Here is a 14,153-nt window from a genome sequence, read left to right as displayed (position 1 = left end):
TTATGAAAACAATATCAGGGTTGCATTTTTTTCCATCACCTTCAAACATCATGTTTTCATCACTCACAGTGTACCCCCTATTGTCTTAAGGCTTCTCTTTTCTCGTCGATTAAATTTTCATAAAAATATCTTCTTCTATTGCACAAATTTGGGTCTATGGCTCTAAAATTCTAATCACTGCTCTTTTTATTTCCAAGAGATAAGCTTCTTTCCAAAGAAGAAGCCAACTGGTGCAAGAAAATCGTAACGAAGTTGCTTTGTCTTTATGACGATTTGAACCACCAAAAAAGCCGCCCAAATGGACTTTTTCGATATTTTTTTCAAAGCCCAAACTTTCATCTTCCATAAAGCTTTTGTGAGAAGGGTGTAAAATTTTAACATCAGCCCTCAATACCAAAGCCCCAAAGTAGCACAGCAAAGAAGAAGTCCCTTGAGAGATATCATTATTTCCTTTTTCCAAGGCGGTGCCCCCATTTTGAAAGCCAAGCACACTGCCAAGATCAACCTCATTCATCGCCCTTATCTAAAGCTTCCTCAAGCACACAGCGTAATCACCAAAGGCTTACCTCTTCCTCAAAAAATTTCCAATCCCTTTGCCTTAAAATCCACCCCTTTGCTTCAAAGTCCAGTTATAAATCTGGCAAAGCCCTAAAATGATAAGGATTAATATTTGGCAAGCCGCCGCATGGATACCAGCGCCTCCTACAATTCCATAATCAAATTGCACAAAACCTTTTTCATCCAGAGATGAGAAACTGCCCTTCGCGGTCTCGTAAATAAATAGGTGTCCCCCTTTTCTTTCAATTTCTCTCCTCCAACCCAAGCTCTTTAAAAGCACTGTTGCACTTTCCATGGGGAAAAACGTCTTAATTAAAAACTTGAGCTTTTGGCGCGCCTTCTTTATGCGCCTTGTCTCTCCACCTGCAAAAAATGGGCTCTTCTTCCCCAAACACCAGAATATCTTTTGCTTTAAGTATAGATTTTTTGCTCTCAATATCGCTTGGTAAGGCACATTTTTATACTTGATAAAAAGAAAATAAGTTACAAGATTTTCTCTCTTAAAGAAAACACCAACAGCAAGTGAAGCCCAAGAACAATAACAGCCTCTCTTCACTTTTCGTCACAACCCACGCAAGCAAAAACCTTACTCAAGCAAGAGCCTCAATTTTTCTCAAAAACACGACACAAATATAAAAAAGCATAAAACGAGAAGCACACCCATGCTCCTTAATGAACAAGTCAAAAGCAAGGCTCAATAAAAGCCTCTCTTCACTTTTTCCCCTCGCTCACTTTTCCCTCGCTCACATCGTATAACATGACTGGAGCTTTTTTCTGCTCAACCTCTTCTTCTAATTGCCGCACCATTTTCTTCAACTGACGAGTCACGATAAAACGCATAATAAAAACAATCGGTAAGAATAAAAAAGTACAGGCAAGCATCCATGCCAGTGGCTCGAATACGACAAGAGAAACAAAGTCCTCCCCTCTCCATATCTTAACAACAGCAGTTATAACTATTGGAGCAGTCGCCATGACTGTAGAAATATAAAATATTTTTTTATAGTCTTGCCAAACAAGAGAAAGCTGTTTTTTATCAAACATTCTACTGCTTTTTTATTTTGGGGAGATCTGTTTTAAGGCAATATCGCGTTCATTCAGCACGCATTTCAGTTCCTTTTTCACGCGACAATAAAGCCGCGCACGCTTGATAAACAGGTAATAAACGGCAAAGAGCGGCCCCCATATTAAAACATTTAAGAGCGTAAAACACAGGAAAGAAATGGCTATTAATGTTATAAGACTACTCGTCATTTTGTCCCCCTACCACATTCTGCATACGGATTGCCTGATCGCGTTGTTTTATCGCTTCTTCCAATTGCTGAAGCGTTTTATTCAATTTTCTCGTTAATTTTATGCACATGATCCCAATGATCGGAAAAAAGAGAAAAATCCCTAACCATATAAGGCTCAACAGCTGCATGATAAAGGCAACACTATCATTTTTCCACCATACAAAATTTGCGATAGAGAAAGAAGATTGCAAAACAGAAAAGAGAATAAGGATAAAAAAGATTATTTTACATTCTTTTGAAGAAAAGGGCAGAGATTCTTTGAAATTAAGAAAGCGCATTTTCGCATCAAGTGTCTCAAGCGCGAGATTGTGTCTTTTCATTTCTCCCCGATCATTGCGCAATTGTTGTATGGCTTGTTTTTGTTGCGTCGTACTCTTTTTCAAGTCTTGAGCGAGTTTAAAAGATAACTTCATATGCTTGATCAGCAGGTAAGGAAGCCTAACAATGACCATAACCATTAAAATGGCAATGATAACGAACCCTAAAAAAGCCAAATGCTGCATCATAATGCTCCCTTTTTTTCCCTATCGCATTGATGTGAAATCATCATTTTTATCCTCTGCTCAAACAAATGTTTCTAATTCCTTTACTGTTTCTTGCACGCCATACTGAAGGAAACTATGGAGAATTAAAATGACAGGTAAAGAAACAACAATACATGCCCAGACCCAAAACAGCAGTCGCATGACAAAATCAATCATGTGAAGCACTATCATAGGCGCGTAATTGTGCAAAAAAATTGCAGATTTTGGAAGAAAAGCTAAAAAAATGACAACACCTGTGCAAAGTGCAACCATAACGAAGGCGATAGAAAAGATCATAAAATAATCTTTTTTTGAGAGAAGCAAAGATTCTTGAAAAGAAAAGGCACTGAACTTTGTTGCAAGAACTGTATTCTGTCCTCTCCCTCCTGCCTGATTATGCCTCAAATTCTGCGCTGCACCCTTTTTTAATTTTCGCTGCGTCACCAATAACAAGATTGTCCGTTTTATCAACGAATAATAAAGTGCAACGATTGTCACCATGGTAGAAAGGAATACCATAAAAATTGTAAAACAAATAAAAATTGCCGTCCCTACGGCAATCAACATTCCAATGATTAAAGAAGCGGTCACTTTTCCCCCTATTGTCTTCTGTTAAGAGATTGGTTGTCTAGCTGTTGCTGCTCTGGCAATGTTTCCCATTGCATCATAATCTCCTTCACATCCCGTTTAAATATGGCGTTAAAGACAAAAAAGAGCGGAAACAACCCAAAAAGAACGCCAAAAATCATTTGCGGCAAGAAACATAAAAAAGCCCAAACACTATTCCACCCCGCATCAAGCAAATGCTCGATGATAGGATTTTTAAAAGGGTGTTTAAGACTTTCCTGAATTATTTCCTGAAAACTTTCTTGTTTCATTTGTCTCAGTACTTGGAGCTGTTCTTTGGACATAATGTGAAAAAATTCCAAAGGGCTCATATAGACAGTCGCGGAAAAAAGCACCAACAAGAGGATAGCCAAACAACAAATGATGATATAATCACTTGTTGAGAGAGCCATCCATTTTTTGAAAGTTGCCGACTGATCCAACACTGGCTTCGATACAAAAGCCTTATTTCCCTCATGGGCAGATTGGTGTTGTGATTTATCTCTGATCATACAGATACTCCCCCCACTTCTAAAATTCCCACTCTTCAATATTTGATAGCACGCGACCAGCGCAGCAAATTCGCTTAGCACTCTTCTCAGAGTAAAGCAAGCACTATAATCCCTTCTAAATATTTTATTCACTTGGCCCTATACGCGCTTATACATGACGCGCTTACAAGCCCAAACACCCCTTTCCCTCTCTTTATCGATCACATACCCCTAAAAGACACCGTTTTAAAAAAAATCCAACAAATATCTAATCTAAAAAACATCCCATGTGGAAAACTGACATGCCCACCATAAACGACAGTGTTTTCACCGCTTAAATGAAGCCGAGTATATATAAAGCAAAGGATGATGATATTCCCTCCCACATCTCAAAGAATGAAGATTTTAAAACCCACCTCAGTTTGTAAACAATTCCATTGCTCTTAAGTGCACTCCACCTGCCGAGCACTTATGGGCTCCACTTGCATAAAGCGCTCTACGGAAAACTCCTTCCTTAACATTGGCACCTAATTTTTAACACTTAATGCGTCAAGCATTGTAATGCCTCATAAACCTTCCCATCCCCGCCTCAAATGACAGTATTTTATGGCATAACAAGATAAAAAACATTTTCACAAGCGCTTCGTGTCTTGATCATCAACACATCCTAAATGCTGTAAGATTCTCTCATTTCAAATCTACTCCCTGTTGAATCAATCAAATTTATTTGCTTGTACGTAAAAAGTGGGGGAGCCATGCGGAGTGAAATTGTACAATGAAAATGCCTCTTATAAACCATCTCAAGTGCCAAGAGCTTGTAATACACCATATTGGGATTGGCAAAGTATATAATAATACCAGCTTACGCTTTTATGAAGCCTAAAAATGATGACACTTAATAAAGTTATATTATCAAAGCTTTACCATGATACCCTTCTTGAGCCACCGTCGTGAAATGGGCTCGAGCACATGTAAGAGATGACTCTTAAAACAAGCGCGTGAATATGCAACAATAAGTATATTCCATTTGGGGCATTATGTATGACATGAGAAATGTGCCCCCAGAATGTGAGAAATAAGAATGCGATAAACAAAAGCGTGAAGCAATAAGCACGCCCCACAAACCAAACCAAACAACCGATTATCTAAAATGCGCCCACAACAGCTTTGCAATTTTTCAATTCTCATTTTAAAATTTCTTGATTAAAAAAGCCCCTATTTTAAAATTAAAAAAGAAATGTCTCACACCTCATAGCCCCCACCTTTATAAAAGCATCTCTTAATAAACGCCTCTTTTATCAAGCTACCTGCCACTTATAAAGCTTCTTTGGATATTGAATCCCGTCATTTAACCATTTAAGTGACCACTTCCCTTTTTTATGATGAAATCCATTAAAACAGCAAAAACAAAAATATCCTCCATAAAAGATGATCCTAAATTGCTTGATCCTCCACAGTTTATTTTGTTATTTTGAACTAATGAACCATATTTTATTTGAAAAGATAAGGATCTTATGCTATTATAAGCACATTGAAAAGTTTGTTTTTTTAAGCTCTGTGCCGCTCAAAAAAAGATAAAGTCCTCTATAAAGGATAAATGTATATTTCGCAGCTTAATCTACATCAAACATCTTGGTACAGCGCCCGATAAGAAAACCCCAATATGCCTCCCAATAACAAAGATCAACGGATGATAAAAATCCACGAATAATAAAAACGATGACTTTTCAAAGGTGAAACTGAAAAGTTTCCACAAAGCGCTCATGAGAAAGAAGGAAAATGATCCTATGAGAAAAGACTTCCTGTTAGAAAGATGACGACATACCCATAAAACATCATTCTTGTTTATTTATTCACATGTGACAAAAGTTTCTTTTCAACTGTTCCAGAGAAGTTGAGAAATCTTTAGAGAGCAAATAATCCGCTATCCATGATAAAAATAAGCATGATAGGGGCGAGAAATAAGACTGATAGGGATAAGATAAAAATGGCAAGAAACACCTTAAAGATGATTTTTTCTCCCCACACCGTTGCTGTTCTTTGTGCTGAAAGACGCCTTTAGTATCCGTTTCTCCTTTGATCTGCAACGGCTCATATTCCACCAATATTTGCTCCCCTCAGTATTTGCTCCCCAGTATTTGCTCCCCAGTATTTGCTCAAAGTGCTTTTTACATCACTGTCCCCCATCAACAGACAGTTTATTTTTCATTTAAATGGTTAAGTTCATGAAAATACGTAAAAAACGCGGTAGACCGAGAATAACAGGCAAACTCAGAGAATCCAAAGGCCGTATTTCACGTGCCCAAAACCCCAGCGAATCTGCGCTTCAATCTGCAATTGAAATGCGTGCAAAACACTTTGGTTTAAGCCTTGAAGAAGCGAAAAATCCGCTTGTCGGAACCTATATTGGGCGTCTTTGTTTGCTTGGCTATAAAGGGGATTCATCAGGCATCAGTAAAGAGCAATATGACACGGCGCAACGATACTTGCAAATCAGAAACGACTATTTATGTGCAAAAGGCTTACCAAACGGCTATTATGATGGTTTTACGCACAGCGCATCAGATGAGAAAACAAAAAAGCAATGGATTCAAAGAGCAACGAATTGCTATGAAGATATGCAAGAAGCGATTAAAGAAGCGCAATATTTGCATCGTCAACACAACTTTCATGCGGCATTACAATATCTTGTTATAGAAGATCAACCGCTGCCTAATCTTGTTGGTTCGTTGCGTATTATTCTTGATGCCCTTTATAAACATTTTGACTGTTCTAGCAAAAAGAGCATTGGCTAAAAACACCCATCGTTTTCTCTTCCTCACAGGATAAAGATTACAAAACCTCCTTTGTAACATGCCTCTTTGTAACCAGCTCCGTTGTAAAGAAATAATCCTTCTTGGCAAGTTACACTTGAGATCCACCGAACTTGCCTTTCATAGAATTTCATGGGATTGACGAGCTTAAAGCACACAACAAACAAGCTTTAAAATATCCACCACGCCCTTTAAAAAACGCTTCAACCTGTCAAAGAGACTTATCACCATACCTCAACTATATATCTACCCATGCCTCAAAGGACAATAATTCACGGCATATCTCACGACATCGGCAAAATAAATATTGTCTCCCCTCTCCAGACAGCAACATTTTCCCCATCACCTCCCCCTCCCCATCACCTCCCCCTCCCCATCACCTCCCATTGTAACAAACAGCCCTCATCATCCACTTTTCCCCAATATCGCGACATCCTTAGTTTTTGAGACAATTCATTATAGTCATTGTGCGTCTTTTCTTGTACAATTCTATACGGCTTTCCTGATCTTATGACGAACAAGAGACATGGCTTTGACTGCAGCATAATCTGGATTTCTCATTCAAGATCAATAACGACAAAAACATCATTATAAATCAATAGCTTATTATTAAAACGCCCCATTGATTTTTTTACAAAATTAAAAGCATCATCCCTTAAACGAAAGAAAAAGCCCCCACCAATAATCTTCTCCCTCATCAACAAGTTATACCAGCAATCATCCCCCCATCACACCACTACTAATACGACAGCCAGCACAGTCCCAATCGCCACCACAATCACCAACACCTATGCTTTGCCCCCGCAATATCTTCTAACCATCGCCCTCTCAATTCCATCAATAAAATACCACGGATTTCAAAACCACAATTCTCTCCTCTCCCTTCACCTTGCCCCCTCCTTTTCTCAAAGGAGAAAATGTTTTTTGCCACATCAAAAACTTTCCCATTAAAACAACATATTTTACTGCATAGCTAATGAATGAGCTTTTTTCTGTAAATTTTTTCCCGCGATAAAAAAGGAAAAATCGTCGTTTTGCTGTTGACAGAATATGAAAAATCGTATTTAATGACAGGTGCGGTAAGGGGTTTTCTGCGTCCAGATTTCATCATAAAATTTTCGCATTATTATAGACTGTTATAAACAGTGTGTTTCGCGACAATCTTTAAAACTTTACGGTTTGAAGGTATCTTTCATTTTTTTATGACTGTTTTCTTTTGCATCACCCAATTTGCATCACCAACAACTCTATAATTTTGAGATTTTCAAAACAAGCCGTATTCACGGGCTCCCAATAGAACGCCCTAATCCCCCCATAAAATACCAATATCATACATCACAGCAATGATGAGCAATACACGCATAAAAATATGAAAACGGCATCATTATGCTCTCATCGCCTCACCTTTCAAGATGCAAAGGCTTGTTTTTCAAAACATTGTTTAGCCAGAATTGAAGAAGATAATATCACCTATCGATCATCAACATGGAGGCTAAGATTATGAAGCCACAAGATTTCCCCCCACCTCATTCCTCACAAACCCCAGAAGGGGCAAGTGCACCAGAAGGGGCGCATGCAAATGCATCATTAGACACTCTTACTGCACATTTAGAACAGCTTAACATTGAAAAAATAAAAAACACCCCTTTCAATCGTGCAGAGTTAAAAGATATTGTTGCTGGTTTAGAACAGCATAATGCCGATGGCAGTTGGATCAAAAATTATTATGATATTTTAGATCTTTACATGATGCCAGCCTTGGTCGATCAAGCAAATCGTAAATATCCAGAGATGAATCTCAAACTTACAAGCCCCCCAGACGGCTTTGCCCTTGCACTCAAAGACACTTTCGAGCGCGGTATAACATCTTCCAGATTTATTGTTAACGCACAAGATAGGGGAATTCATTTTGCGGTTGTCGATCATCAAACCATTGATAATAAAACATCTTTGATCTTTTTTGAACCGACCTTGCTGCGTGACACGCTTCCCGCATTACTTGCATTAAGGACGCGACAATCCATTGAACATCACCAATTTCCGAATATTCATTTTGCCATGGTAGAAATGGATATTCAACGAAGCTCCTCTGAATGTGGGATGTTCAGCTTAAGCCTTGCCAAAAAGCTTTATCTCGAAGCTCAAAAATTAGAAAGACTACACAAAGATAATATTAAGGGTGTGTTATGTGAACCAGATACGCCTTTACCTGCTGAAAAATTAGATCCATATCTTCCAGCCCGTTTATACAAACACGTGCAAGGCAGAAAACGTCTTCGGGAATATCTAAAAGCCAACCCAGAAGCAGCACATGAAAAAGTAAACAAAAAAGGTGAAACCCTAAACGAGAGGTTTGAGAGAAGCTTGGTAGCAACAGAGACAAAAACTGTTTCTGTTTCACAACACAGAAAAAGAGCGACGGAATACAAATCTCTGATGATGTAATGAGTGTTTTCGCCATATCCGTATTCCACATCCACAAAGAATGAAGCTTTGCGGCTTTATGATTAAGCATAAATTGCTGTCAGCCAATCTTCTTTTCCCTTTGAAAGAAGTGACAATGCAAAAAGTGAGCAATTACCTCTTCAAACAAAAGGCAAAAACAATCGTATTCTATTAAAAGCAGCCCATTTTAAAGCCCGTATTTTAAGACTTTGAACAAACATAAAACACGCAAATTTTGAAAAGACCTGCCCGCACTTTCTTATAAAGCAGCCGAAAAATGATTTTTTCCTTAATCTTCAAGAGATAAAGGTTCTTTTTCAAAACATTATTTGGTCAAAATATAAGAAAATAATATTGCCTCCCGATTATAACCACGGAGGTTCATATTATGAAGCCACAAGATTCAAAAGATACTGCCGCTCATGCCTCACAAATAGCAGAAAGTAACATCGAAAATGAATCCTTAGAAAGCCTTATTGCCCGTTTAGAACAACTCAACGCTCCTCAAAAAGAAGAGAGCACCTTGAGTCAGGAAAAGTTGAAAGCTATTATTACAGACTTAGAGGATGATCTCGTCACCAGCCGTTGGATTAACTCTTATTATGAAAACATAGATTTTAGATTGATGCCGGCTCTCGTAGAAAAAGCAAACAGCAAATATCCAGAAATGAATCTCAAATTGGCTCTTACAGCAGAAGAGTTTTCGCACGCACTAAAAGAAGTGGTTGAGAGCGACGCAAAATCTGCTCGATTTATAGTAAATTCGGGAAGCAAAATCCACTTTGCAGTCCTTGATTATCAAAAAGTTGATGACAAAATCTCTTTGATTATGCTTGAACCTACAACATTTCAGAATATCACTGCTTGCAAACTAGGGATAAAAATAAATCAAACCCTTCAATGTCTTCAACTGCCTCTTTATTCTTTTACCACGGCAGAAATGGATATTCAGCGAAGCTCTTCTGAATGTGGGATGTTCAGCTTAAGCCTCGCCAAAAAGCTTCATCTTGAATCTGATAAATTAGCAAGATTGCACAAAGATAATGTTAAGGGTGTATTATGTGAACCCAATTCATCTTTATCTGCTGAAAAGTTAGATTCCTATCTTCCCATCAGTTTATACAAACATGCGCAAGGAAGAAAACGTCTAGAACAATATTTAAAAACCAATCCGGATGCTGAACATGAAACAGTAAACAAAAAAGGTGAAACTCTGAGAGAGAGATTTGAAAAAAACTTAAGAACAACAGAAGGAAAAACTGTTTCCGTTTCCTCCCACCAAAAAAGGCTCACTGAATACAAATCTTTGATGATGTAATTGAGACTTTTTCATACCCATAAAAAACGAAGCTCTGCTGCTTGACGGTGGGGCATAACTTGCTGTTAGCAAATCTTCTTTTCCGTTTGTAAGCAGGTAAAGATGCAAACAGCAAGCAACGTAATCTCTTGAAAGACAAAAGGCAAAACAGGACTGTTCTATCAAAATCAGTCGATTTTAAAATTGTATCAAAATTCCAAAGCTCTTCTTAACAATGATCCATATTTGAATAGACAGAAGGCTGAATGCATAAAATATTTTATGATTTTAGATGTTAAGTAAAAGCACCCGCCTCCTCCTGTAGCTTTTTTCTAAGAGTTGTCCGCTTTTATCTCAAGCGCCTCCACATCAGTACCACTGGCTAAAACAACTGTGCACAGCCACTCTCTTGTCCCTCACAATCACACCATCCGTTCTCCCCATCTCTCCCCCCTCACAACCACCGCCAAAACAACCGCAATCACCAACACCAAAAACACAAATCATTATGCACCCCTCCCAACCCCTGCCGCGCCAACAGTGCCTTCTAAGAGTTTCATTCACCAACATATATGTCACCCCTCCAACCTCACCTCTCATGCCACCGCTAACACAACCGTAATGCCATCATAATGCCATTGCGTACACCAACACAATCGCCAACCTCACCAGCACCAACAAGACCAGCACCAATAAGACCCTATCAACAACCCAGCACCAAATTTCAAAACCAACAACACCCCTCAACGGAAAACACCAGCCCGACCAACCATTATCCCACTTGGCCAACCATTATCCCATCCCTTAAGATGCCACAACTAACCTTTTGATTTCATTAAATTTTCACGTCTTGTCTGTTTTTGCAGAGTGAAAATTTTCATTTTTAATATGTCGACCAGCCTCACGTTAACGTGAGGCTTTATTTTATGGAGAAGCAAATGAGAAAAATATCATCAGCAGGGCTTGCACTCATTAAACAATGGGAAGGATTGCGTTTACAAGCCTATAAAGATGCCATCGGGGTATGGACAATCGGCTATGGACATACCAGCATTGTTGGCAAACCATTCGTTCACAAGGGCATGATCATTACTGAAAAACAAGCAGAAGAAGTTCTTTCTCAAGATTTAAGACAATTTGAAAATACCGTTGAAAAAAATGTAACGGTTTCCTTAACGGATGAACAATTCGCCGCGCTCGTATCGTTTTGCTATAATATAGGAACATCAGCTTTTTGTAATTCGACCCTGCTCAAAAAACTCAATAACGGCGAATATGAAGCCGTCCCTGCTGAATTACAAAAGTGGACCAAAGCAGGAGGAAAACGTCTTCACGGTTTAGTGCACCGTCGTGCAGCCGAAGCAGGACTATGGGCAAAAGGTGCTTATGTTTCTTCCAACTACCAAACCGTAGAAACGCAAGCACCAATGGGATTTTTTAAAGCAGAAGCACTTACACCGATTATTGGTTCTTTTTCTGGACTTGGAGGCTTATTAGCAGGCAATGGTCCCATCCAATGGGCATTGGCAGCCATTATGGTTTTAGCCGCCTGTGCTGGCATCTTCTTTGTAGCAAAACGGTTTCGGGAGCAGCGCTTATAATGTGGTGGATGAAAAAAAATCTGATGATAACAGGAGCGGCTCTGACCGCTTTTTTTATCGCTTTAGCAAAAGTTTTCACTCTTGGAAAGAAGATTGAACAACAAAAGCAAATACAAAAAACACTAAAGTCATCAACAACACGGCTAGAGGTGGAAAATGAAATTAATCAAAAAAGTGATCCTGATGTACGCGCTGCTCTTACTCACTGGTTGCGCGATAAAAAAAATAAATGAACCTTTTTCTTGCGTTGGTTGGATGCCCATTTATTTAGACAAAAAAGATCTCAATATCATCAGCTCAAATCTCGCAAGAGATATTTTAAAGCATAACAAACAAGGGGAAGGCTTGTGTGGGTGGAAACATGGCTAGAAAAAAAACAGAAAAACAAATAGAGCTTACAGAAAAGGAAAAAGAAATCCTACAAGAAATCATCACAACTTATAAAAGTGTAAAAATAATGTCACGCTATACGAAGTGGATTATATTCATCATTTTCTTATTAGCGCTTGATTTTTCACGTATCGTGGATGCATTGGCAAATATTTTTACACAAAAATCAAATATTCAGCTCTAAAATAAATAAAAAACATGAGACGTGTTAAATCTTTTTTTTAAATATAAAAAGCCATTCGTTATTTTTTGAAAACACGAATATTTTATTGATGATTTTTCACGTCTCATGGAAAATTTTTACACACTCTTCACAAATCGCATCGGGAAGATACCATCGCGAAAAAATTTAAAAATATTTAGAGATATTTTTTTAATAATTGCATAAATAAACAACGCAAGAGTATTAAATTGCCTAAAATCCCCTTTCTTTATGCTTAAAAAAAGAGCAATCCGATCCCACCCTACGCATTACCAATCCCCAATATTTATAAAAATCCCCGTTTATAAAACTCTGTTTATAAAAAACTGACTATTTGAGAATATTCATGAGAGGCATTTTTATTTTCTTTAAGTATTTTACCCTAACTCCCTCCACTTGTGAGGTATAAGAAAATGATAGAGATTGTTTTAACATAAGAGAGAATTTAAATTTAAAAAATCCACCGCAATAAAAATCTCTTATTCAACATACAAAACAATGAATTATTATTATAAATAAAATTATTGCTCCATTAAAATCCATTAAACAATGTGCAACAACACATGATTATCGTTATTTGCAAAAATGCAATGCTCTTGAAAACTGTAAAACCACATTACATTGATTTATAATTATCATTAAGCCTTATTCAACTTGAATTAAAACCCTGCATATCGTAGAATTTTCTCATTTCCAAACCTGTTTCCTTTTGAAATAATCCAAACTATGTCGCTTGCACATTACAGTGTAGGGGTCAAAACTATACAAGAAAGGCATGCCTCACTGTCTCACGAACCAACGGCTTATCATAACATTGAGAGCTGAAAACGTGTATAATAACGTTAGCGTATTCTCTTATTAAGCGTAAAGATGATCGTGCCCTATAGTTTTATAAACTTCATGAGAACTTTGCCCTTATACCTTTCACAAATCCATTGCGAAATCGATGTAACAAGCGAGATGTCTCTTAAAAAACACGTCAATATGCAAAAACGTATATTTGGAGACAAATATATTTGCGGCTTTTCTGTTTTACGTGAGGGATTTCACCCAAAAAGACACGAAAGCAACAAAAGTTTGAGGCATCATCTTCATTATTTAATAAGATATTACTATAAATACCCTTAAAGCAAAAAGATGATGACAAAACGAGGATTATATGCCTTTACATTCTTTCTCAATGAAGCTGTCTTTTTATTGCAGAGATTAACCAAACAGAGATACGCTTATCCCAGTATACAAAAGCCCTTTAACAGAGAACACCCTGAATTTTTTCATACAAAAGCTTAAACACCAGCATCTTATTCATAAAAAAACAAACAAGACCCAACATACTCTGTCTAACTTTCTCTCTTCAACTTTCAATGGGCACAAACTCTTGCGTTTATTCATAAAAACCATTCGCCCTTCTAAAGCGCAAACACGAAAGTACAAATACAGGATTTTTTTAATGGTGCATGCATAAACTTAAAATAAAAAGAAAGAACTGTACGAAACATGAAAAAGCATAAAAAACGGGCACAGAAGGCCCGTTTCTTTATTACTTCTATAGAAAAGAGCTTAAAAATCCATTCCACCCATTCCACCCATTCCACCACCTAAGCATTGGAGGCATTGGTGTATCTTTCTTTGGAACTTCAGCAACCATTGCTTCTGTTGTAATCAGCAAGCTAGCAATTGAAGCCGCATTCTGGAGAGCAGAACGCAAAAACTTTCACTGGATCAACAATTCTTGAAAGCAATCAAATCACCAAATTCACCGGTTGCGAAACGTGAAAAAGCATTAAAAAAACGGGCACAGAAAGCCCGTTTCTTTATTACTTCTATGGAATAAGAGCTTAGAAATCCATTCCGCCCATTCCACCCATTCCACCACCTAAGCATTGGAGGCATTGGTGTATCTTTCTTTGGAACTTCAGCAACCATTGCTT

At 37.9% G+C, this 14,153-nt stretch carries 16 protein-coding genes and 1 pseudogene; 7 read left to right on the top strand and 10 right to left on the bottom strand.

The window, feature by feature from the left end; translation table 11 throughout:
• Positions 1-154: 154 nt before the first annotated feature.
• The 6 genes from ACFIKO_RS02980 to ACFIKO_RS02955 form a co-directional block, all read right to left on the bottom strand.
• Positions 155-514: a hypothetical protein gene (locus tag ACFIKO_RS02980; protein WP_375673234.1), complete on the bottom strand. Its 360-nt coding sequence runs from the start codon at positions 512-514 to the stop codon at positions 155-157.
• A gap of 84 nt (positions 515-598) precedes the next feature.
• The gene (locus ACFIKO_RS02975) at positions 599-853 is read right to left on the bottom strand and encodes a hypothetical protein (RefSeq protein ID WP_375673233.1); all 255 of its coding nucleotides are present in this window, start codon (positions 851-853) and stop codon (positions 599-601) included.
• 416 nt (positions 854-1,269) lie between these two features.
• Complete coding sequence (locus ACFIKO_RS02970; RefSeq protein ID WP_375673232.1) at positions 1,270-1,602, bottom strand: hypothetical protein; 333 nt, start codon at positions 1,600-1,602, stop codon at positions 1,270-1,272.
• Between the two features lie 199 nt (positions 1,603-1,801).
• Complete coding sequence (locus ACFIKO_RS02965; protein ID WP_375673231.1) at positions 1,802-2,359, bottom strand: hypothetical protein; 558 nt, start codon at positions 2,357-2,359, stop codon at positions 1,802-1,804.
• 57 nt (positions 2,360-2,416) lie between these two features.
• A complete protein-coding gene (locus ACFIKO_RS02960) occupies positions 2,417-2,968 on the bottom strand; it encodes a hypothetical protein (RefSeq protein WP_375673230.1) in 552 nt (183 codons plus the stop codon).
• Positions 2,969-2,976: 8 nt separating this feature from the next.
• Complete coding sequence (locus ACFIKO_RS02955) at positions 2,977-3,495, bottom strand: hypothetical protein (RefSeq protein ID WP_375673229.1); 519 nt, start codon at positions 3,493-3,495, stop codon at positions 2,977-2,979.
• A 2,204-nt stretch (positions 3,496-5,699) separates the two neighbouring features.
• On the opposite strand from ACFIKO_RS02955, the gene ACFIKO_RS02950 reads away from it, so the two are divergent.
• Positions 5,700-6,269, top strand: coding sequence for a hypothetical protein (locus ACFIKO_RS02950; protein ID WP_375673228.1), 570 nt, complete (start codon positions 5,700-5,702; stop codon positions 6,267-6,269).
• A 575-nt stretch (positions 6,270-6,844) separates the two neighbouring features.
• Here ACFIKO_RS02950 and ACFIKO_RS02945 read toward each other — a convergent pair.
• Positions 6,845-6,985: a hypothetical protein gene (locus tag ACFIKO_RS02945; RefSeq protein ID WP_375673227.1), complete on the bottom strand. Its 141-nt coding sequence runs from the start codon at positions 6,983-6,985 to the stop codon at positions 6,845-6,847.
• Positions 6,986-7,787: 802 nt separating this feature from the next.
• On the opposite strand from ACFIKO_RS02945, the gene ACFIKO_RS02940 reads away from it, so the two are divergent.
• Both ACFIKO_RS02940 and ACFIKO_RS02935 read left to right on the top strand, forming a co-directional pair.
• Positions 7,788-8,732, top strand: coding sequence for a YopJ/AvrA family T3SS effector serine/threonine acetyltransferase (locus ACFIKO_RS02940; RefSeq protein ID WP_375619931.1), 945 nt, complete (start codon positions 7,788-7,790; stop codon positions 8,730-8,732).
• A 388-nt stretch (positions 8,733-9,120) separates the two neighbouring features.
• Entirely contained in the window at positions 9,121-10,050 is a 930-nt protein-coding gene (locus ACFIKO_RS02935) for a YopJ/AvrA family T3SS effector serine/threonine acetyltransferase (protein WP_375619932.1), read from the top strand.
• Positions 10,051-10,398: 348 nt separating this feature from the next.
• Here ACFIKO_RS02935 and ACFIKO_RS02930 read toward each other — a convergent pair whose 3' ends face one another.
• Both ACFIKO_RS02930 and ACFIKO_RS02925 read right to left on the bottom strand, forming a co-directional pair.
• Positions 10,399-10,536 (bottom strand): hypothetical protein, encoded by a 138-nt coding sequence (locus ACFIKO_RS02930; protein ID WP_375673226.1) that lies wholly within the window; start codon positions 10,534-10,536, stop codon positions 10,399-10,401.
• 120 nt (positions 10,537-10,656) lie between these two features.
• Complete coding sequence (locus tag ACFIKO_RS02925) at positions 10,657-10,818, bottom strand: hypothetical protein (RefSeq protein ID WP_375619934.1); 162 nt, start codon at positions 10,816-10,818, stop codon at positions 10,657-10,659.
• A gap of 149 nt (positions 10,819-10,967) precedes the next feature.
• Between ACFIKO_RS02925 and ACFIKO_RS02920 the strand changes: the two genes are divergently transcribed.
• From ACFIKO_RS02920 to ACFIKO_RS02905, 4 genes are read left to right on the top strand one after another with little or no spacing between them, the layout of a single operon-like run.
• Positions 10,968-11,630: a lysozyme gene (locus tag ACFIKO_RS02920; RefSeq protein WP_375619935.1), complete on the top strand. Its 663-nt coding sequence runs from the start codon at positions 10,968-10,970 to the stop codon at positions 11,628-11,630.
• Positions 11,627-11,863, top strand: a complete 237-nt coding sequence (locus ACFIKO_RS02915) for a hypothetical protein (RefSeq protein ID WP_375619998.1) — start codon at positions 11,627-11,629, stop codon at positions 11,861-11,863. Before ACFIKO_RS02920 ends, ACFIKO_RS02915 begins: the two co-directional genes overlap by 4 nt.
• Entirely contained in the window at positions 11,787-11,999 is a 213-nt protein-coding gene (locus ACFIKO_RS02910) for a hypothetical protein (RefSeq protein WP_375619936.1), read from the top strand. The genes ACFIKO_RS02915 and ACFIKO_RS02910 overlap by 77 nt, the downstream gene beginning before the upstream one ends.
• Positions 11,992-12,204, top strand: a complete 213-nt coding sequence (locus ACFIKO_RS02905) for a hypothetical protein (protein ID WP_375619937.1) — start codon at positions 11,992-11,994, stop codon at positions 12,202-12,204. Before ACFIKO_RS02910 ends, ACFIKO_RS02905 begins: the two co-directional genes overlap by 8 nt.
• A 1,578-nt stretch (positions 12,205-13,782) precedes the next feature.
• On the opposite strand, the pseudogene groEL reads toward ACFIKO_RS02905, so the two are convergent.
• Positions 13,783-13,986: pseudogene (gene groEL, locus ACFIKO_RS02900) on the bottom strand (chaperonin GroEL); the annotation flags it as partial.
• Positions 13,987-14,153 lie beyond the last annotated feature (167 nt).

The sequence above is a fragment of the Bartonella sp. TS82HLJMH genome (assembly GCF_042193495.1).
GTDB classification, from domain to species: Bacteria; Pseudomonadota; Alphaproteobacteria; order Rhizobiales; family Rhizobiaceae; genus Bartonella; species Bartonella grahamii.
The sequence above is the reverse complement of the archived record's forward strand: the minus strand, read 5'-3'. Positions and strand labels throughout refer to the sequence as shown.